Genomic DNA, 20,712 nt, shown 5'->3' with positions numbered 1-20,712 from the left:
GCCTGCGTCGCCTCGACCGGATGAAGATCGCGTTCGCATTCGCCAAGGCGCGGGCGAACGAGCGCGCCGCTCTCCCTTATTGGCTTGCCGAATCGCGCATCGAACGCCCGCATCGCGCACGACGTCCGGCCGGAGGCACGAAGTCGCGAGGTCGCGAGGTCGCGAGGTCATGGGGTCACGGGGTCACGGGGTCACGGGGTCACGAGGTCACGAGGTCACGGGGTCGCGAGGTCACGGAGTCACGGAGTCACGGAGTCACGGAGTCACAGAGTCACAGAGTCACCAGGATGCGGGTGCGCGGGGTCGATCTCGCGGCCTCACCCCGGCCGCGACAGCCCACGCCCCCGCGCGCCGCCACGCTCCCGGCATCCCGCATCGACCACGCCGCCCGCGCGCCGCCCCCAGGCGAGCTTTCCGAGCCGCCCGCAACACCCCGATCCCATCGCCATGCATCCGCCGGCGGCACCGATTCCACCTGCCAACCCGAATCCGAAACTTTCCCGCCCCTTTTTTCTCCGGCAAACGTATGATGATTGCCGCGCGTCAAGCGCGCTCACACGCTAGGAGACCCTATGAAAAGACTGAAATACGCTGCAGCACTATTGACCGCGGCGGCAATGAGCCCGTCGTGGTCGCAACCGCCGACCATCGCCGCGCAATCGCACGTTTCCGGCATCAGCAAGGCGGAGCCGACGAAAATCGGCGAGCAGCTCGCCGCGCGCCGCGCGTCGCTGCCGAACCTGCCGCGGCCGTTGCCGACGCTGTCCGCCAGCACGATCCGGCAGGCCGGCTCGCGCGCGTCGCTCGCGACGCGGCAATCGACGCTCGGCGCGCCGGCCGCCGCGACCGCCGCCACCGTCGCGCCGCCCGTCGCGGGCTGCACCGACGTGACGATCGGCGCCGCGTACAACGCGCCCACCGCGCCCGCCGGCCAGTCCGACTGCTTCCAGTTCGTCGCGCCGAGCGCGACGAAGATCGTCGCGTACGTCGTGAACCTGCCGGCAAACGAACAACACGACGCGCATCTCGTGCAGGTCAACGAAGACGGCTCGTGGACCGTGCTCGACAGCCAGGCCGACCTGTCGCCGAACAAGGTCGTCGAGGCGATCCCGAACGGCCCGGTGCGCCTCTTGCTGCTCGTGAGCGCGCAGCAGGGCGCGGGCAACGCGACGTTCCAGTTCCAGGTGTACGGCACGACGGGCTACGACAGCTACGAGCCGAACGATTCGATCCTGCATCCGACGCGGCTGACCGGCAACCAGCAGATCAACGCGAACCTCGACACGGTCGCGGACTTCGACTACTACGCGGTGCAAGTGCCTTCGACGCAAACGACGAATTACGTGACGTTCAAGGGCGCGGGCACGCAAACGGCCGAGCTCGAAACCGCGCCGAACACGTGGGCCACGCTCGCGTCGGGCACGCCGTACAACATCACGTCGCCGGCGGGCGCGACGCTGATGTTCCGCGTCTACGACAAGGGCGCGACGGCACCCGCCGCGCAAGCCTACACGCTGCGCGTGTCGGACGGCGCGGGCACCGCGGGCTTCTATCGCTTCCTCGACAACGAGAACATCACGCATCTCGTGCGCGGCACCGAGAACGTCGCGCGGGTGGTGTCGGCGGGCGTCATCGCGTGGGACTCGACGGGCAACGTGCGCCTGCCGCCGGGCGAGCGCGTCTGGGTGCGCGCATACGACGGCGAGAGCCAGAACGGCCCCTACACGCTGTTGACGGAAACGTCGGGCTACACCGATGCGAACGGCAACCTGCTGATCGACCTGAACGTCGGCCAGTGTCAGGGCCTCGGCAGCATGACCGGCGACTTCCATACGATGTCGGTGCCATCCGATCGTTGGCGAATCACCTACAACCCGTATGCGGTCGCCGTGGCTTCTCTCGACAACGGTCAAACGCCCAAAAGCTCGTCGCAAATGCACTTCACGCACATCTGCACCGAACTATATCTCGGCCGCAAGTAAACGTGAAAAAGGCGGTTCGCACTCGCCGAACCGCCTGACATGACGCATGAGGCCGGTCGGCGCACCCCGCGCCGGTCGGCCGCTCGACACCGTCCCTGCGACGGGCGCCGTCGAACCGGCCAGCGCATGCTCCGCGCGAGACCGAATGCGAGCGCTGCGCTCACCGGCATCGATCGGCGTTCGATCGACGTTCGATCGGCGCTCGGTCGACGATTTCATGCGATCGCCGAACGCGTCGAAGGCGCTTACATGCGCCGAGCGTGCCGCTCGAGCCGATGATCGATGGCCAATCCATTGACTTGCACATCGGGCTTGCGCATCGCGCCGCACACCTCGTCATGACGCGCAACGGCGCGGCTCCGTCGCGAATCGCCACGCCGTTGCACATGCCGCGCGACACGCGCCCTCTTCCTCGCCCCCATTCACGATCCGCACGGCGGGCGTCGATCGCCTGTTGGCGATCGCGCACGCCGATTTCGCATTCGCGATCGCGCGATCGCGACCATGCATTCGCGACCATGCATTCGTGATCGCCCATTCGTGATCGCGCAAACGCATACGCGCAAACGCCCACGCCTTCCCGCGACTGGCGTCACCGAACGAAGCCGCACATCCGCGTCGAACCGTTCGGCCGCGCCGTTCACTCGCACCGCGGACGACGGATAGCCTGCACGCACAAACGCCGAACGTGCGGATTCGCGACGCCCCGCACGGTGCGCCGCGAATCCGCACGCCATCGAACATCGGCGCCGCAAGCGGCCGTCATCCCGGCTTGCCGCTCAGTTCCTTCAATCCCTTGATCACGCCGAGCAGCGCGCGGCCGTGCTCTTCCGAGCCGTCCCACGCCTCGACGATCGCCTCGCGCAGCAAATCGTTGTACGGGGCCGAAAGCCGGCCCGACTGACGCGCCTCGACGCCGTAGAAACTGCATAGCTTATTGAATGACCCGCTCCTGCGCAGCCGACGCCCGCTCGACGACCTGAGTCGCGAGACGGTGGGCTGACTGACGCCCGAAAGCCTAGCTATTTCGCTGGACGAGCGGGTATCGGCCAGCAGCCGGCTCAATAGGTCCTGAACAGAAAAATGTCTCTTAGGGGCTTCCATAGCATGCATTATACATATACATTAACGCCTAATGAATTGATCGTCGAAGCTGGCGGTCGGCCGCATTCCGAGAAAGAGTTGATGACACTGAAACACCTGCCCCCGACGTTTTGCTGGACCAAGATCGGTAACGAGTCCGGCGAGGAACTCCCGACCATCGTGCTGAGAAAGGAATGGGAGCGCCGGTTGGGAGGCGGGCGGTTTCTGTGGGGCATCGGCCAGCCGCTCGGCAACAGCGCGCAGATCGCCGCGCATCGAACGGGCTCGCTGATCGCGCTGTTCTCGCCGGCGTCGAGCAAGGCGCGGCCGGCGGAAAGAAAACCGGAAGACGTGCTGCTATGGAACGCGTGGATCGATGCGGGCGGCCAGGTGCGTCAGTTGCCGCCGCACACGTTCATCACGAGCCGCGCGACGCTGCCTTCGGGGCGCCGCCGCGAGCATTACTACGCGCTCGTGTGCGCATCGCCGACCGAGCTCAGCATCGGCACGCGCCTGCGCGTGCATCCCGATCACCTGCGCAGCGTGAGCACCGGCAAGGTGCTCGGCGCCGCGCAAAGCGCGGCGGTCGTCGATTGCGTCGGCCGCGAAGCCGAGCAAACGGGCAAGCGCTATCCGCTCGCGCTGTCGGTCGAGCTCGAGGCGCCGTACTTCGTGCGGCTCACGCAGCCGAGCATGCTGAAGGCGCGCGATCTCGCGGACATCACGAAGGCGGCGCGCGACGGCGATTTCGGCACGTTCGTCGAGCAGATCACGCGTCTGCGCAGCCGGCCCGCCGCCGAGCAGGCGCGCGGGTTCACGCGGGATCTGTTCGATTTGCCGCCCGTCGAGGCCGTCGCGCCGTTCGGCGGCGCGGCCCACGCGCAGGCAAGCCATGCGTGGTGACGCAACGGGCGCCTGAGCGCGCCGGACGCGCGGCGCGCGGCGACTCATGAAAGGTGACGTCGTTGGCGTGCGTCGGCGGTTGGTCGCCATTCGACCATGACGGCCCGATCGGAACGCGCAGCGATCCGGCACGCGGGCCCGCTCGCGGCGGCCGACGATGCGGTTGCATTCGGTGGCTCGCGCCGATGCGCGTCGCGCGATGCGAGCGCTTGCCGTCGGCTTGTCATGTTTGGCAACAGAGGAGCAGCGTCCATGTCGACCATCCCGCATTCACGGGAAGCCCAGGCCGCACAACGTTTCTTCGAGGCGACGCGCAACGTCGACCTCGCCTTTCGCGCCGTTCGCGGCGACGCGGACGATACGACCTCGAGCATCGAATACGCGGCCGCCGTGTCGCGCCTCGATCGCGCGCTCGACGAGCTCGCCCGGGCTCAGGCGCTGTTCGATTCGGCGGTGCGCTTGCGGGCGCGCAAGCGCAATTAGTCTTCGCGTCGCCGGCGTCGGCCATGCTCGATGCCGCGCCGCGCCCGGCGTGAATCGCGCGGCGGCCGCCAGCCGGCGCGAAGCGCCCGCGCCACGCCGCGCCTGCTCAAGGCTCGATCACGCGCGGCGTGACGAGAAAGAGCCGCTCGCTATGGCTGTCCTGCTTGTCGGTCGAGCGGAACAGCGCGCCGACGAGCGGCAGCTTCGAGAGCACCGGCACGCCCGACAGCGTGCTCGAGCGCGCATCCACCTTGTAGCCCGCGATCAGCAGCGCCTGCCCCTGCTCGATGAACGCCTGCGTGTTGATCTCGTTCGACACGATCACCGGAATGTTGTCGACCGTCTGCTGCGACAGCTCGCCGTCGACGATCCGCACGTCGAGCTTGATCTGCGTGCGTCCGCCCTCCTCGACGACCATCGGCAGCACGCGCAGCGACACGCCCGTCGAGATGCTGTACAGGTCGGCCGACGTGTAGCCCGCGACGCGCACGAAGAACTGCTTCTTGTTGTCCATCACCGCCTCGACGTTGTCGAGCGTCGTGACTTTCGGGCTCGCGTCGGTGCGCGCCTGGTTCGACGATTCGAGCGCGTTGATCCGCGCGAGCAGATAGCGGCCCGCGTCGCCGAGCACGGCCGTCAGCGACAGGCCGAGCGGGCTCGCCGGCACGCCGGCCGAATCGTTGCCGGGCAGCGTGATCGAGCCGAACGTCGGATTCAGCGAGCCACTCGCATACGCGTTCTGCGACGTGAGCCCCGTGCCCGTCTGCAAATCGACGTGGCTGTTGTGCGCGCGCCAGTCGACGCCGAGCTGCCTGAGCGCGCCTTCGTCGATCTCGATGATGCGCGCCTCGATCTCGATGAGGCGCGGCTTCACGTCGAGCAGCGCGATCAGGTCCGGGTACTGCGCCATGTGCTCGGGCGCGTCGCGCACGAGAATCGAGTTCGTGCGCGGATCGGGCTGGATCACCGGCAGGTCGGCCGCGTCGCTCGCGCCCGCGGGCACGGCGCGCGCGCCGCCGAGCGCGTCGGGCGCGCGCGCCGCGCCCGGATTCGCGATCGCCGCGGCGATCATCCCGCCAGGACGCGGATCGCTCCCCTGGCCGCCGAGGCCGCCCGCCGGCATGCCCGCGCCGTCGCCCGCCTGCGCGGCCTGCATGTACGGCGGCAGCGGCGGCAAAGGCGGCACGCCGCTGCGTCCGCCGCCGAGATCCGTCATCGGCGCGGCGCGGCCGATCGGCTTGCCGACCGTCGTCTGCGACGCATGCCTGCCTTCGCCCGGGTGATACATCCGGTTCAGCAGCGATGCGACGCCCGGCATCGTCACGGTCGTGCCGTCGACGTTCACGTCGCGATCGGCGGCCCATGCGTGCTTGAGCGTGAACACGCGGATCGTCGTGCCGCCCGTGCGCGCGGAATTCTCGTCGAGCCGCGCGGCGACGCTCGTCACGAGCTCGACGTAGCGCGACGGCCCCGCGACGAGCGCGGTGCGCTGCTGCGCGTTGTAGGTGACCGGATAGCGCGCGTCGGCAACCTTCATCTGCTCGAGCAGGTCGCGCAGGTCGCCCGTGTTCGCGTGATCGAGCTTCACGAGCGTGCTCTTCATGTCGCTCGCGGGCGTCACGTACAGCACGGTGCCGTCGTAGTACCAGACGAAGCCGAACGATGCGGCGAGCGTGTCGAGGAAGCGCTGCGGCGACATCTTCATCTTGCCGCTGACGGCGCCGCTCACGCCCGGCGCGACGTTCGCCGCGACGTTCTGGCTCGCGGCGAGATCGCGCAGCACGTCCTTCACGTCCTTGCCTTGCGCCGCGTACTGAATTTCGGCGCTGCGCCAGCGAACCGGCGCGGCGTGGGCGGAAAGGCTCGCGAGCGAGCACAGCAGGGGCAGCAAAACGGAAATCTTGGCCTTCATGGGTCCGTCCGGAGGGGGCGCGCACCGTCGGTCGATCGGACGGATCGCGCGCCGCGAATGGGAGACCCCCGCAGTTAACCGCAGCCGCGCGCGGCGAATGCTGCGCGCGGCGAAGGCCCGTTCAATAGAACGAATTGACGGTCCAGCCCGTGACGAGCGGCGTCTGGAGGAATGTATGACCGCCGCTGCAATAGGTGGACTGCCACGGCGTCTTCGCGTAGCTGTCGTACGTCGCCCATTTGCTCGCGAGCCTGACCACGTATCCGCCGCGCGGCTCGGCGGCCTGGTTCAGCGTGACGTTGATCGTCGCGGCGTCCTCGATCAGCTTCGTCGACTGCGCCTCGCCGTGCGCGATCACCTTGTTGCCCTGCACGTCGATGATTTCGACGACGAGCCGCATCTGCCCTTCGCGCCCCTTCAGGTCGCACGTCGCATAGCTCATGTGCATGTACGCGCTCACCGAAATGAGCCCGTTGTTGTCGAGCTTCACGCGCCGGTCGATCGTGTACGTGTACGTGCCGTCCGCTTCGTACGTGATGAGCGATCCGTTCGGATAGGGACCGGCGTAGGTGCTCGAGCATTGCGGGAAATCGGTCGCGCCGGGCGTCGCCATCAGGATCTGGCAGTCCATGTCGGTGCCGCCGATCTTGATTCCCGATTGCGGCAGCCATATGCCGTTCTGGCACGACAGCACCTGCCCGTCCTGGCCCATCGACACGAGCCCCGCGTTCTGCCGCATAGGATCGGGCGAGCACGGCGTGTTGACGACGACGCTGCCCGTGATCTCGAGCCGATTCGCCGCGACGATGCCGGGCACGATCATGTTGCCGTCGCGGTCCACCGCGAGCGCCTGCCAGCCGCCGCCTGTCCACGCGTACGCGCGGAACGTGTCGAGCGTGAGGCGCACGTCGCCGGCTTCGTTCGATGCGTCGTCGGGCAGGGTGCCGGCCGTGGCGACGGGACTCTTCCAGTGCCCGCCCGCGCCGCGCCACACGCCGTTGCTGCAGCTCAGCAGATTGCCGGCCGCGTCGGCGCCGAGCTTGCCGTTCGCGAAGCCGCCGGCCGTTCCGCAGTTCGCCGCATCCGCGCTGCCTTCCACGAACGTGTGCGTGAGCCAGATCGGCACCTGCATCGCGTTCGCCTCCGGATGGCCGCCGACGCCGACGCGATACAGATAATCGCTGTTGATCTGCTGGCCCGGGCCGTTGAAGAAGATTTCGCTCGCGAGATGGCCGGCGTTCGGCGGCGCGGCGTCGGCCGGATCGCACGTGGGCGAGCTGCCGCCGAGGTACGCGCCGAGCGGCATGCGCCACGCGTCGAACGCGCCGCGCGCCTCCGCCGGCACGCGCGCGCCGATCGAGCCGCCGCCCGGCCCCGCGCTCGCGGCGACGAGCCCGAGCTCCTTGTCGCCGATCGTCTCGCCGCCCGTCGTCACGACGAGCGCGTCGAGCCCGGCGCCGCTCGCGGTCCGCTTGACGAGCACGCACGTATGCTGGCCGTACGCGTTCGCCGGTCGCAGCGCGGCGGGCAGATCGTTCGTCGCCTGCAAATCGGCGAGCGTCATCACGACGGGCGCCTGCGTGTTCGCGCGCTGCAGCCATGCGTCGTAGTCGCGCTTGAGCGCGCGCGTGGCCGCGGCGGTCACCTGCGCCTGGTATTGCGCGGCCTGCTGCGCGCGCACGTCGTCGAGCGACGTATCCACCAACATCGCGATGCCGGCGAGCATCAGCGCAGCGATCGCGAGCGCGCCGAGCATCTCGATCAGCGCGAAGCCGCGCGCGCGGCGGCGGGAAGACGCGAAGCGCATCAGTACGCCTGCCCCATCCACACCGGCAAGCCGTTCGCGATCGTCAGCCCGGCGGGCAACGGCACGCCGTTCGCCGGCACGTTCGGATTCGCGTAGCCGGGACGCACGACCGCGTTGCGATACGCGACGCCCGCGAACAGCGAGCCGCCCGCGAGCGTCGCGATCTCGCCCGCGATGTTCACGGGCGGCGCCGACGCCGCGTACGCGACGACGGTTCCGTTCTCGACATAGTTGCGCCACAGCGGGTTCGCGCCCGGATACCACGCCGGAAACGCGAGTTGCGCGTTCGGCACCGCGCCGCGCGTGCCCGGATGCGTGCGCGCGTAATCGAGCGCGGCCTGGCGGTAGACGGCGAGGTTGTCGGCGAGCGCTTGCGCGGTGCGCGACGGTTGCAGCGCGGCAACGGCGAACGGGCCCTGCAGCGTCGCGTAGACGGCGGCGAGCGCTGCGAAGGCGAGCGCGGCGGCTAAGGCGTACATGAGCGGCGGCGTGGACGGTGGAAAAAAACTCGGGCGGCGTCAGTTCGACATCCAGACGATCGTGACGGTGCCGGTGCAAGCGCCCGTCGCCTCGGTCGGCGCAACCGGATAGCTCACGGCTTTCTCGCCGACTTTGGCCGACAACCAGTTTCCGCCGGCGGTCAGCGTATTGATGCAGACGTCGCGCGGAACGTTCGTGTACTCGACGGTGAAAGTCTGTCCCGCCCCCGTCACCGTGACGGTGCCGCCCCACGTATTCGAGACGGCATCGTTGTCGCCGGTGGGCAGCGTGTTCGGAAACACCTTCGCGGCGATGAGATTCGCATTCAGCGACTCACTCCCGTAGTTGTTCACCTGCCCCATATAAAGCTTCTTGGTCCCCGTCTGAATCGCATTCAGCTCCTCGGCGAGCCGGTTCGTATTCGCGCTCGAAAACGCCGACCCGAGCAGCGCGATCGCGCCGACGATCACGATCGCCGCGACGCCGAGATACGCGATGCTCTCGAGCAGCGACGCGCCGCGCTCCTTGCGGTGGCGTCGGCAGAACGCCGGTTCGCGTCGATAGGCGGGGTGGGCAGCGAGTGGTTTCATGTTGGTTTCTCCTGGATTGAAAATGCGCGGCGTCAATGCATCGCGCGCGTCATCGCGGCGATTTCCTGCTGGATGCCGAAGAAGCCCGTCACGAGCCAGCCGATCAGCATCGCGAGCACGACGATCGCGGCGCCGTTCAGCACGCGCATCTGCGCGGCGATCCGCGCGACGCCCTCTTCGAGCCACTCGTCGGCGAGCATCTTGAGCGCCGCGTCGAAGCCGCCGTATTCGGCGTAGATGCACAGATCCTCGACGATCTCGCGCGACGGAAACTGATAGCCGGCGTTGAGCAGCGCCTCGCCGGCGTTGAGGCCCGACTTCACGCCGACGAGCGTGTCGTCGATCCGCTCGCGCAGCCACGGCCCCGCGACCACGCCGATCTTGAGCAGCGCCTTCTCGACGGTGACGCCCGACGCCTGCAGCGCCGAGAACGCGATCAGGAAGCCGCTGCCCGCGACGAGCCGGTAGATCGAATAAGGCGGCACGCGGTCCGCGTAGATGCGCAGCGGGCCGCGCCAGCGCGGCAGCGACCACGCGAGCGCGACGAGCGCCGCGGCGAGCGCCGCGACGACGGCGAGCATCCAGCCCTGCACGAACAGCGACATCAGATAGAGCGAGCGCGCGGCGCCGCGCCAGTGCGACGGATCGGCGATCAGCGCGAATTTCGGGATGACGTGCGTGCCGAACAGGTACAGATAGCCGATCACCATCACGACGAGCCCGACCGGATACGCGAGCCCGCCCGTGACCGCGCGGCGGATCTTGCGGCTCGACTGCACGATGTCGGCGACCGACGCGAGCGCGTCCTCGATGCGCCCCGCCTGCTCGCCCGCCGCGACGATCATCTGCTCGGTGGCGGGCACCCACGCGCCCATCGCCTCAGACAGCATCCCGCCGTTCTGCACCGCGAGCCGCCAGTCGGACAGCACGATCGCGAGCGGCTCGCGCGGCTTGCGGCCCTCGCGCGACGCGCGCCATTCGAGCTCCTCGAGCACCTTGAGGAGCGGCAGCCCGTTGCCGAGCATCTTCGCGATCTTCCGATACACGCGCAGCCGCTCGTCGGCGTTCAGGCAGAGCTTCGCCCAGCGGCGATTCAGCTCAAGTGCCATAGCTGAATCCGACCAGCGACAGCTGCTGCCGCGCTTCGCCCGCCGCCGGCGCGAGCGTGCCGACGACCCGCTCGACGCCGCGCGGATCGACGAGCCCCGCCGCGATCTTGTGCAGCGCGTGCTCGGCGAGCGTCACCCCGCCGAGCGTGCGGGTCCAGTATTCGAGCGCGCCGGCCTTGTCGCCTTCGCGCAGGAACTCGAACAGCCGCGCATCCGGCAGGATCACTTCGGCGACGACCGTGCGGCCGATCGTGCCGACCGAGCCGCAATGCGCGCAGCCGTCGCCCGCGATGCACGCGTCCTGCATCCGGCCGTCGAGCGCGCCGCGCAGCCGCGCGAAGAGGCCCGGCTCGATGCGGTCGGGATGATCGACGAGCCGCAGCTTGCAATGCGGGCACAGCAGCTTCACGAGACGCTGGCTGACGAGGCCGGAAATCACCGTGTGATCGGTAACCATCCGTGCGTGCAGGCCGAGATCGATCAGGCGGTCGGCGATCGCGAGCGCGCTGTTCGCGTGCACGGTCGTCCACACCTGATGGCCCGTCATCGACGCGCGCAGCGCCGTCTGCCCAGATGCGCGATCGCGGATCTCGCCGATCATGATCGTGTCCGGGTCGAGCCGCATCGCGTTCGTGATCGCCGCCGCGAACGCGAGCGCGCGGGCCTCCTCGGTCGGCGCGTTCGCGACCGGCGTCTGCACCGCGCCGTCGATCGGGTATTCGATCGGGTCCTCGACGGTGATCACGTGCAGGCTGCCGCGCGATTCGTCGATCTGCGCGGCGAGCGTGCGCTGCAGCGTCGTCGATTTGCCGGAGCCCGTCGGCCCGCTGATGATGTTCATCCCGTGCGGCTGCGCGCGCAGCGCGCGGAACGCCGCGACGTGCCCGGGCGCGAAGCCGAGCGCCGCGAGATCGGTCGCGTCGCCCGCGTCGTTGTAGAGCAGCCGCAGCACCATCAGGCTGCCTTCGCTCGTCGGCGTCGTCGCGATCCGCACGCCGTACAGGTCGTCCGGCAGCTTGTCGCGGTCGCCGATGCTCGCGTCCTGCCGCTCGCTCGGCCGGTAGCTGTTGTCCGACACGGTCGTCATCGCGCCGTACAGCGTCGCGAGCAGCCGCTCGCCGTGCTCGCGCGTGTGCTCGTTCACACGCGCGAGCTCGTTGTGCACGCGGAAGTAGACCTCGGTGCTGAAGCGGCGCACGCGAATGTGGATGTCGGATGCGCGCTCGCGGCACGCGCGGCCGATCAGCTCCTTCGCGAGCACCTGCATCACCGTGTGATCGAGCCGCTCGCCGCCGCCCGCGGCGTTTTGCCGGTACGCCTCGCGCACCTGCATCAGCGTCGCGGGCGTCGGCCGGTACGGCCGGCCCATCCGGTCGAGCCGCGCGCGATACGACAGCACGAACGGATTCATCTCGTGGCCTTCGGCGATGAGCAGCCGCCCGTCGTCGAACAGGCAGACGAACTTGCGCTCCTCGACGCTCGCGGCGAAGTCGCCCGCTTCGCTGACGGCGCGCGGGCCGCGCGGCGGCGCGGCGTCGGCAACGGCGGGCGGCGTCGCGCGCACGGCCGACGCGTCGGGTCGTTGCGCGTCCTGGCTCATGATCCGCTCGCGGGCAGGGAAGGCAGCGAGGGCAGCGTCGGCAGCGGCGCGGCCGCGTCGGCCGGCAGCGACGGATTGCCCGCGTAAGAAGGCGACGGCGACGCCGTCGACAGCCGGACCGTGCGCCCGCGATTCGACACGACGACCGCGCGCGGCCCGATCGCGACGACGCGCCCGCCATCCGGCAGCGCGTCGCCGCGCTGTACTTCGAATTCGGCGCCGCCGTTCATCCGCAGCGTCGCGAACGCGCGCTTGCCGACGCCCTCGATCGCCGTCACCTCGAACTGCCCGGCCGGCGCGCCGCCGCGCACGCGTGCGAGCTGCGCGGCCCGCTCGGCCACCTGCTGCTCGGTCTCGAGCTTCTTCAACTGCGCCTGCAGCAGCACCGTCTCGCTTTGCAGTTGCGTGAGCCGCGCGGCGGTCGCGCCGCCGTCGTCGGACGGCAGGCCCCCCGCCGCGCGCGCGGCGCCGGCGAGCAGCGCGGCGCCAAGCGCGCACATCGATCGGACGCGACTATTTCGCATAGAGCACTCCTTCGAGAGTCCACTGATTGTTCTGATAAGCGATGCGCTGCACGCGCAACCCCGGCACGTCGATCGCGCGCATGAACTCGGGCGGCGCGAGGCCGCCCAGGCTCGCGTTGAACCGGTACGCGCGCCACGCGGGCGCGGCGGCCGCCTGCTGCGCGAGATTCGCGAGCGGCGCGTGCGACGATCGATCGGGAAGCAGCCGGTCCAGTTTAGCGGCCGCATCCAGCATTTGGAGACGCGACAGAAGCTGTGTCCTGACAGCCGAATCGTCGACGAGCGGCGTGTCGTCCGCCGTCGGTGCGGTGAGCGGCACGTCGAGCGTCGCACGCTCGCCGTCGGTGGCGACGATGGCGGCGGGCTGCTCGGCGAGCAGGTAGCGCACGTTCGAGCCGTTGCGCGCCCACGCGTAGCGCGCTGTGCCCGGCGTGCATTCGTAGCGCTCGAGCCGCCAGCCGCCCGGCGCGAGCCGCCCGAAACGCGTCGCGCACGCGCGTGAGAACGCGATCGCATCGGGCAGCGTCGCCCACGGATGCGCGACGGGCTCGCTCTTCGCCTGCCGCGCGGCGAGCTCCGCGCGCACGCGCGCGAGCGCCGCCTCGCGCTCCTCGGCCTCGACCTTCGCGCGATGATGCCAATACGCGAGCAGGCCGCCGCCCGCGACGCACACGGCGGCCGCCGCGATCAGCGCGGTGCGCGGCGGCAAGCGCCGCTCGACCGGCCGCAGCGCCCACCAGCGCTCGGTGCGCGGCCGGCCGCCGCGGCGCGGCAGCAGCTCGTCGAGCCGCTTCGGCTGAAAATTCTGGAAGCCCTGCCTCTCGAGCTCCGGCTCGCCGATCACGACGTTCCAGCCGCCCCACGCGTAATCGGTATGCAGCCGCTCGAGCGCTTCCTCGCGGCTGCCGACCCAGTCGCCGTTCGGCATGAACGCGTGGTCGCGCACCGCGAAATACGCCCAGCGCCCGTCGGGCAGCGCGAACGCGCCGAGCCAGTTCGGCGCGGGCTGGCGCCGCCCGTTGTAGAACGCGCCTTCGAGCGCGATCGCGCGCGACACCATCGCGCCGAGCGACAGATGCCCGGGCGCGAAGCCGTCGCGCGTGTTCGCGTAGCCGGCCGCCGCGACGCCGCGATCGATCCGCAGCACCATCAGGTCGAACTTCAGCTTCTTCGCGAGCTCGACCGCTTCGGCGCGCAGCTCGTTGCGCCTCGACAGCGATTGCCAGAACAGCCCGCCGACGAAGCGCTGGCGGCCGATTTGAATCACTTGCGCGCTCATCGCCGGCTCCGTCACGCGCCGCCGCGCTGCGTGACGGGCGTGATCAGGATCACGATCACCTCGCGCGAGCGCTGCGCCTCGTAGCCGCCGCCGAGCGCGATCATCTTCGGCACGCCGACGCCGCGCTCGTCGAGCGAATCGTTCGCGCCTTCGTAGCCGCTGATGACGAGCGTCTCGCCGGACTTCATCGCGACGCGCTGCAGGAAGTTGCGCATGTCGACGTCGGGCGTCTGGATGCGCGTCGCGTCGCGGCCCGCGCTGCTCGACACTTCCTTCAGCTCGAGCAGCGACGAGATGTTCGTCGAGAACTGCAGCATCACGGTGCCGTCGTCGAGCACGTGCGGCAGCAGCGTCATGTTGAAGCCGGTCGTCACGGTGCCCGGCGTGAGCGCCGTCGACGAGCCGACGTTCGCGGTGTTCGTCGTCGACACCGACGCGAGATAGCCCGTCTGCGTCGCGACCTGCACGGGCACCGGCTGGTTGTTGAGCGTCGTGACCGACGCCGACGTCTTGCGCCGCACCGTGCCCTGCTGCGACAGCGCGCGAATCAGCAGCTTCGTGCCGTTGAAGCGGCTCGTCGGGCTGAGCACCGTCGCGGACAGATCGGCCGGCGCGAGCGACACCGGCTTGAATGGATTGGCGATGTCGAATCCCGCCGACACCGTCTTGTAGACGAGGGACCAGTCGATGCCGTAGGCGTCGCCCGCATTCAGCGACACGCTGAGCACGGTCACGTTGAGCAGCACCTGCCGCGACAGCGACCGGTTCTGCTGCGCCATGAACGCGGCGACGCGCTCGAGCACGTCGGGCGTGTCGGTCACCGAGATCGAGCCGGTCGCGGGCGACGAAACCGAGCTGCCGTAGCGCGAAAGCATCGACTGGATCGCGCTTTGCAGCCCGTTGAACACCGACAGCTGCGAATTCACCGCGGTGTTCGCCGTGTTGTTCGCGGTGAGGCCCGTCGTGCCGGAGCCGGCGCCGTTCGCGCCGCCGCCCGAGCCGCCCGCCTGCGAGCCGCCCGACGCGCCGTCGCTCGTCGCCCCGCTCACCACCGACGCGTTCAGCGACGAGTCGCCGGGAATCGCGTTGACCTGGAACGTGCGCGTATCGGTGAAGAAGAAGCGGATCGTCCCCTGCTCGAATTTCCAGAACACGCCGAAGCGCGCGCACGCCGCGTCGAGCAGGCCGCTCAGCGTGCCGCCCGCGTACAGGATGCGCACCGCCGCGAACGACGTGCCGCCGCCGTCCGCGCCCGCGCCGCCGCCCGCCTTGCCGACGCCCGACGACGCGCCGCCCGGCATCCCGGGCGGCAGCGGCGGCATCGAGCGCTCGCCCGCCGCGTTGAGAAACACGCTCGCGCCGCGCGCCGCGCCGTCCGCGCCGCCACCGTGCTGCGAACGCGCGGCCGCCTGCTGCGCGCTCGCGGCGACCTGCGTCGGCACCTGCGTGAGCCGCGTGATCTGCTCGGCGAATTCGGATAACGAAGAGACCGAGCGATCGAACGAAGCCGGCTCGTCGAAGAGCGCGGGCAGCTGTTCGCTGCTTCGCAGCTTGACGGCGCCCGCCGACACCCATAGCCCGTTGTCGACGACGACGGGCGCGAGCGCATGCACGGTGTTTTCGCCTTCGGACGCGCGCTTGAGGAGTGTGTCCGACGCGCTCGAATCGCGGTGCGCGTCCCGCTCGATGCCGCCGCGCAGCCCGGTGCAGCCGGCGAGCAGCACGGCGGCCAGAAACGAAATGGCGAAATAGACGCGCATCAGCCCGCTCCTTGCGCGACGACGCGCAACACGTGATTGCCTTGATAGAGAATCGCCTGGATCGGCGTCGACGTGCGGCCGAGACTCGCGACGAGCGCTTGCAGCGCATCCTCGAACGAGCCGCGCAGCGTCGCCTGCGCATCGATGCTGAAATCGACGGGCGCATCCCAGACGAGCTGCCAGCCCGCCGTGCGCGCCCATCGCGACAAGACGCCGCGAATCGTGCCGTCGGACGTGCGTACGTCCCAGAGATACTCGTTCAGGACGTGCCCGTTTGGGACGTGCCCGTTCGGGACGTGCCCGTTCGGGACATGCCCGTTCGGGACATGCCCGTCCGGGACATGCCCGTCCGGGACGGAGCGCGCCGTGGGCTGCGCGGCGGTCGCAGGCGCGAGCGCGGGCGTGGTCGCGGCGGCCGGCACCGCCGTCTCGGGCGACGCGTCCGCGCCCGGCGCGGACACGGCGGACGCCGGCTGCGGCGGCGCGCGAAAGACATCGGCTCGCTGCGCCGTCAGCGGCGCGTGATCGAAGCGCCCGGCGGATGCATCGCCCGATGCCGGATCGGTGCCGGCGGGCGGACCGCTCGCCGCGCAATCGGTTGCAAAGAGCGCGATCGCGATGGACGCGGCCGCGGCGACCGTAGCGCCGTGCATCATGTTTTTCCTCGTTACTCGACTGCCGTCGTGCGCCGCTGGCCCCCGCGCTTTGCCGCTCGACGATCCCGGATGCCGCGCCCGACGCATCGGGCTGCCTTCGCGACCGGAAATGGCTTTCCGGACCCGGGATTACCTCGGCTTTACATAATAGGTCTGCGCACGCAGTCGCATTATTGAATTGATTATTGCGCGGCAAATATACCCCGAATAGTTTGACAAAAGCTAGTTGGCATGCAAAATTCAATAGATCATTCAATTTCCCACTCGCCGCGCGCAATGCGCCGCCCATTCCATTCATTCGAATCGCCAAGATGAACCAGCATCCCGCCGCCGCCCCGCTGCGCGATCTCGCGGGCGAAGTGCTCGGCCTGATCGACCTGAAGCAGATGTTCACCGACATCCACATCGAGCAAGACCGCCCCGTCACGATCAAGACGCCGCGCGGCTGGATCGAGACGAGCGACGAACCGGTGCTCCTCGACGACATGCGGCCGCTGCTCGACGCGATCGACGAGCATTGGGAGAACGCGCTGCGCCAGGGCACGCTCGATCGCCCGTTCGTCCTCACGCGCTGCCGGCTGCGCTGCCACGTGTATCGCGCGGGCGGCGGCCGCAAGATCGTGATCTCGATGCGCCGCCTGCCGCTCGCGCCGCTGCCGCTCGAGGAGCTCGGCCTGCCCGTGTACGTGCGCTCGATGCTCGACAACACGAAGGGCATCATCCTCGTCACCGGCCCGACGGGCTCGGGCAAGACGACGACGATCGCGTCGCTGCTCGAGCACGTCAACGCGACGCGCAACACGCATATCGTCACGATCGAGGAGCCGATCGAATACTATCTGGAGCGCCGCCAGTCGATCATCTCGCAGCGCGAAGTGCCGACCGACACGCCGAATTTTCCGCACGGGCTGCGCGAGGCGCTGCGGCAGAAGCCGGACGTCGTGATGGTGGGCGAGGTGCGCGACGCGCAGACGGCCGACACGCTGCTGCAGGCGGGCGAATCCGGGCACCTCGTGCTCGCGACGATGCACACGGGCAGCGCGGTCAGCGCGCTCAACAAGCTGCTGTCGTTCTTTCCGGCAGGCGAGCGCGACCGGCACGCGGTCGCGCTCGCCGAATCGCTGATCGGCATCGTCTGCCAGAGCCTCGTGCCGAGCGCGGACGGCGAGAGTCTCGTGCTCGCGAGCGAGCTGCTGTTCAACAACAACAACCAGGTCGCCAAGCTGATCGCGGACCCGGCGAAGCTGCACCTCGTCAACGAATTCCTGCGGCGCCGGGAGGACAACATGTCGCGCTCGCTGAACGACGATCTCGCCTCGCTCGCGGCGCGCAACCGGATCACGACGAAAGACGCGTTACGGGCAACTTACAATCGGCTCGAACTGCATGAAATGATGCAGTCCATTGTTAATCGTTAGATGCATGCGCATCCGATCCGGCATTTTTATATGCCGATCTAAAATCGAAAAAAAATCATATAAACAAGCCCGATCCCGCGTTAATCGACTGGTCGTATTAATTTCAAAAGACGATTGCGGCGGCGAGCCCGAATCGTGCGCGATCGTCGCTTGATAATGTGCGGAATTTGCATCAATTGCCGAGCAGGCGCGTCTGACTCCTGAGGCCGAGGCCGAGGCCGTCCGGCAGCGACGAAAGCGGCGTGGGCGTGGGCGGGCGTGAAGACGGATGCGCCCGCGCCGACGGCTTCGTGGCGGCGAGCGCCGCCTTGGCTGTGGCTGTGGCTGTGGCTGTGGCTGTGGCTGTGGCTGTGGCTGTGGCTGTGGTTGCGGATGCAGGTGCGGGTGCGGCTTCGATTGCGGCTTCGGGTGCCGTTGCGCGTGCGGGTGCAGGTGCGCTCACGTGTGCCATGGCCGGCGCGTCTCGCGCCGATGCCGGCGCGCCCGACGACGCCGGCCGCGACACGAGCGCCGAATCCGTCGTCATCACGCGCGGCGTCACCAGCACGAGCCGCCGCGCGCCGCGCCCGGAGGCAAGCGGCAGCGCCACCGCCGCGCACTCCCCTGCCGCGAGCGTCACGCTCGACGTGGCTTCGCCCAGCGTTGCTTCGCCCGACGTCGTATCGACCGATGTCGCTTCGCCCGGCGAAAGCGCGCCGGCCGAGCGGCCGCCGCCATCCTCGCGGCGCTCGACGATCCGCATGTCGAGCGCGTAGCGGCCCGCCTGCGCGGTCTCGCGCGGCGTGACGCGCATCGCGAAACCGCTTCTCCGCGAGTCGAGCGTTCGCACGTCGCCGTCATTCGACGGGACGAACGCCTGCCGCAGACGGCCGAAATCCGCGTTGCCGTCGGGAAGCGTCAATGTCGAGCCGTCGACGTCGATCGATGCCGCACCGCGCGCGGCGAGTTCGGCGACGCGTACACGCGCCTGCGCGCAGCCGTCCGTCGCGATCGCGATGCGCGGCGCGGATGCGCTGGCGGGTTTGGACGATCCGGGTGCGCCGGCGGCGTTGGACGCGCCGGATGCGGCCGGCGTCCCATTTACGGCGGCTGCGGCGGTTGCGCGAGACGCGCCGGATGTGCTGGACGTGCTGGATGTGCTGGATGTGCTGGATGTGCTGGATGTGCTGGATGTGCTGGATGTGCTGGATGTGCTGGATGTGCTGGATGTACTGGACGTACTGGACGTACTGGACGTGCTGGACGTGCTGGACGTACTGGACATGCCGGACGTGCTAGATGTGCCGGACGCGCTGGACATGCCGAACATGCCGGTTACGGCGGATGCGCGACGCGAATCCGCCGCACCCGCCGCACCCGACGATTCCGCTCGCCCCGGCGAACGCGAAGCATCGCGCGCATCGCCCGCCGCGCGCGATGCCGCGGAGGCCCGCACGTCGTCGCGCCACCGCAACCCCAGCGCATCGAGCTGCGCGGGCGCGAGCGTCGCGCCGAACGCGTCGATCCGTATCGGCGCGGGCAGCGTGTCGAGCTGCGCGACGAGCCGCGCGTCGTGCGCGAGGCGCGCGGGCACGTCGCGGATCAACACGGTGTTCGAGCGCGCGTCCGCGCCGACGATCGGCAGCGACGCGGTGAATTCGCGCACGCCCGGCACCGCGCGCGGTGCCGCGCCCTCCGCTTCGAGCCGCCGGCGCAGCCGCGTCGCGAGCCCCGGCAGCGACGCGTCGCCCCCATCGCCCACCTCGACGCGCACGTCGCGATCGGCCGCCGCGCGCGCGCGCAGCCGGAACGCGCGCGTCTCGGTTCGCACGCGCGCCTGCGCGGCCACGTCGAGCGCACGCGCGGCGGCCAGCACGAGCGCGACGTAGCGCGGCGGGCCGGCGGCCCGCACGATCCGCGCCGCGTCGTCATAAGCGGGCCGCCAGCGCCCGTCGACGATCCGCTGCCGAGCGAGCGTCGCGCGCAGCTCGGCGGGCGTCGCGTAATTGAGCCGCACCGCCGCGCGCCCGAACGCATCGGGCGCGACGAGTTGCAGCACCGCGCCATCGTAATACCACGCAAGCCCGCATGTGCGCGCGACCCAGTCGACGAAACGCTGCGCGGGCAGCGCGTCGCGCACGTCGAGCCGGCACGGCGTGCGCGCGTCGACGTCGATTGCGACACCCGAACGGCGGCTCAGCTCGCTCAACGCGTCGACGGCGCTCACCGCCCCGACGCGATAGTCGAAGCGCGCGAGCGGCCACGCGAGCGGCACCGCGCGCAGCGCCGGCGCATGGCCCGCGAGCGCGAGCGCCACGGCGACAGCCGATGCGGCCGCGCGCCGCGTCACGATGCGCGATCCGTCGATTCCGCGTCCGCGCCCAGGTTGAGGCGATAGCCGGTCGCATACGCCGCGTGCACGGTCCAGCCGATGCCCGCCGCCTTCAGCCGGCTGCGCAGCCGGCTCACGTACATGTCGACCGAGCGGGTTTGCGCGCACGCGTCCGCGCCCCACACGAGCCGCAGCAGGTCCTGCCGCTGCACGACCGCGCCCGGATGCTCGGCCAGATGCCAGAGAATGTCGAATTCCTTCGCGCTGAACGCGTGCGACGCGCCGCCGTCGGACACCGTCAGCGTCGCGCGCGACAGCACGTAGCGGCCGAGCGGCATGCGAGCGCTATCGGCCGACAGCGCCGCGAAGCGCCGCAGCAGCGCGCGCACGCGCGCGAGCAGCGTCTGCTTTTCGAGCGGCTTGACGAGGAAGTCGTCCGCGCCGGCGTCGAGAATCTTGACGATGTCCTCTTCGTCCGAATGCACGGTCTGGAAGATCACCGGCACGATCGAGCGCGCGCGGCCGCGCACCCATGCGAGCAGCCGCTCGCCCGTCATCCCGGGAAGATCCCAGTCGAGAAGCAGCAGATCGGCCCAGCTGTCGCCGAGAAAGCGCCGCGCGGCGAGCCCGTCCTCGAACGCCTCGACGCGGTAGCCCTCGGCCTTGAGCCACGTGACGAGCAGCGTGCGCTGCACCGGATCGTCCTCGACGACGACGATCTGCTTGGGCTGCTGCACGGTGCGCTGCATGTTCGGTTCGGACATCGCGAAATTATGGGTCGTCAAGCGAAAAAACGAGAAAACGCGCGCCGCCGC

Annotated in this window: 17 protein-coding genes and 1 pseudogene; 4 read left to right on the top strand and 14 right to left on the bottom strand. The window is 69.6% G+C overall.

Annotation, left to right across the window (positions count from 1 at the left end; genetic code table 11):
• Positions 1-572 precede the first annotated feature (572 nt).
• Complete coding sequence (locus tag WT60_RS24360) at positions 573-1,982, top strand: hypothetical protein (protein ID WP_059576065.1); 1,410 nt, start codon at positions 573-575, stop codon at positions 1,980-1,982.
• A gap of 762 nt (positions 1,983-2,744) precedes the next feature.
• Here WT60_RS24360 and WT60_RS34715 read toward each other — a convergent pair.
• Positions 2,745-3,086 carry a hypothetical protein gene (locus tag WT60_RS34715; RefSeq protein WP_059576478.1) on the bottom strand — a complete coding sequence of 114 codons (342 nt, stop codon included), beginning with the start codon at positions 3,084-3,086 and terminating at the stop codon, positions 2,745-2,747.
• Positions 3,087-3,167: 81 nt separating this feature from the next.
• Here WT60_RS34715 and WT60_RS24350 point away from each other — a divergent pair, with 81 nt between their 5' ends.
• Both WT60_RS24350 and WT60_RS24345 read left to right on the top strand, forming a co-directional pair.
• Positions 3,168-3,968, top strand: coding sequence for a hypothetical protein (locus tag WT60_RS24350; RefSeq protein ID WP_060356759.1), 801 nt, complete (start codon positions 3,168-3,170; stop codon positions 3,966-3,968).
• A gap of 252 nt (positions 3,969-4,220) precedes the next feature.
• Entirely contained in the window at positions 4,221-4,451 is a 231-nt protein-coding gene (locus WT60_RS24345) for a hypothetical protein (protein ID WP_038743759.1), read from the top strand.
• A 106-nt stretch (positions 4,452-4,557) separates the two neighbouring features.
• On the opposite strand, the gene sctC is transcribed toward WT60_RS24345, so the two are convergent.
• The 11 genes and pseudogenes from sctC to WT60_RS35745 form a co-directional block, all read right to left on the bottom strand.
• Positions 4,558-6,363 (bottom strand): type III secretion system outer membrane ring subunit SctC, encoded by a 1,806-nt coding sequence (gene sctC, locus WT60_RS24340; RefSeq protein WP_060356745.1) that lies wholly within the window; start codon positions 6,361-6,363, stop codon positions 4,558-4,560.
• Between the two features lie 121 nt (positions 6,364-6,484).
• Positions 6,485-8,170, bottom strand: a complete 1,686-nt coding sequence (gene pilV / locus WT60_RS24335; protein ID WP_060356744.1) for a shufflon system plasmid conjugative transfer pilus tip adhesin PilV — start codon at positions 8,168-8,170, stop codon at positions 6,485-6,487.
• Complete coding sequence (gene pilM / locus WT60_RS24330; RefSeq protein WP_038743752.1) at positions 8,170-8,649, bottom strand: type IV pilus biogenesis protein PilM; 480 nt, start codon at positions 8,647-8,649, stop codon at positions 8,170-8,172. The genes pilV and pilM overlap by 1 nt, the downstream gene beginning before the upstream one ends.
• Before the next feature lie 39 nt (positions 8,650-8,688).
• Positions 8,689-9,240: a type 4 pilus major pilin gene (locus WT60_RS24325; RefSeq protein ID WP_059576079.1), complete on the bottom strand. Its 552-nt coding sequence runs from the start codon at positions 9,238-9,240 to the stop codon at positions 8,689-8,691.
• A 32-nt stretch (positions 9,241-9,272) separates the two neighbouring features.
• On the bottom strand, positions 9,273-10,349 hold the full coding sequence (locus WT60_RS24320) for a type II secretion system F family protein (RefSeq protein ID WP_038743747.1): 1,077 nt from the start codon (positions 10,347-10,349) through the stop codon (positions 9,273-9,275).
• Positions 10,339-11,949, bottom strand: a complete 1,611-nt coding sequence (locus tag WT60_RS24315) for an ATPase, T2SS/T4P/T4SS family (RefSeq protein ID WP_038743744.1) — start codon at positions 11,947-11,949, stop codon at positions 10,339-10,341. Before WT60_RS24315 ends, WT60_RS24320 begins: the two co-directional genes overlap by 11 nt.
• Positions 11,946-12,449: a type IV pilus biogenesis protein PilP gene (gene pilP / locus WT60_RS24310; RefSeq protein ID WP_059670484.1), complete on the bottom strand. Its 504-nt coding sequence runs from the start codon at positions 12,447-12,449 to the stop codon at positions 11,946-11,948. Before pilP ends, WT60_RS24315 begins: the two co-directional genes overlap by 4 nt.
• A gap of 13 nt (positions 12,450-12,462) precedes the next feature.
• Positions 12,463-13,752 (bottom strand): type 4b pilus protein PilO2, encoded by a 1,290-nt coding sequence (gene pilO2, locus WT60_RS24305; protein WP_059647611.1) that lies wholly within the window; start codon positions 13,750-13,752, stop codon positions 12,463-12,465.
• Between the two features lie 11 nt (positions 13,753-13,763).
• Positions 13,764-15,512 carry a PilN family type IVB pilus formation outer membrane protein gene (locus WT60_RS24300; protein ID WP_038743738.1) on the bottom strand — a complete coding sequence of 583 codons (1,749 nt, stop codon included), beginning with the start codon at positions 15,510-15,512 and terminating at the stop codon, positions 13,764-13,766.
• Positions 15,512-16,168: a toxin co-regulated pilus biosynthesis Q family protein gene (locus WT60_RS24295; protein ID WP_060356743.1), complete on the bottom strand. Its 657-nt coding sequence runs from the start codon at positions 16,166-16,168 to the stop codon at positions 15,512-15,514. Before WT60_RS24295 ends, WT60_RS24300 begins: the two co-directional genes overlap by 1 nt.
• A 182-nt stretch (positions 16,169-16,350) precedes the next feature.
• Positions 16,351-16,446 (bottom strand): annotated as a pseudogene (locus WT60_RS35745) (helicase).
• A gap of 33 nt (positions 16,447-16,479) precedes the next feature.
• On the opposite strand from WT60_RS35745, the gene WT60_RS24285 reads away from it, so the two are divergent.
• Entirely contained in the window at positions 16,480-17,586 is a 1,107-nt protein-coding gene (locus WT60_RS24285; protein WP_038743733.1) for an ATPase, T2SS/T4P/T4SS family, read from the top strand.
• A gap of 172 nt (positions 17,587-17,758) precedes the next feature.
• Here WT60_RS24285 and WT60_RS35335 read toward each other — a convergent pair whose 3' ends face one another.
• Positions 17,759-19,915, bottom strand: a complete 2,157-nt coding sequence (locus WT60_RS35335; RefSeq protein ID WP_060356742.1) for a secretion protein — start codon at positions 19,913-19,915, stop codon at positions 17,759-17,761.
• Positions 19,912-20,661, bottom strand: coding sequence for a response regulator transcription factor (locus tag WT60_RS24270; RefSeq protein WP_038743729.1), 750 nt, complete (start codon positions 20,659-20,661; stop codon positions 19,912-19,914). Before WT60_RS24270 ends, WT60_RS35335 begins: the two co-directional genes overlap by 4 nt.
• Positions 20,662-20,712: the final 51 nt, after the last annotated feature.

Origin of the sequence: Burkholderia sp. MSMB617WGS, from assembly GCF_001532025.2 — a bacterium.
GTDB lineage: Bacteria > Pseudomonadota > Gammaproteobacteria > Burkholderiales > Burkholderiaceae > Burkholderia > Burkholderia savannae.
The sequence above is the reverse complement of the archived record's forward strand: the minus strand, read 5'-3'. Positions and strand labels throughout refer to the sequence as shown.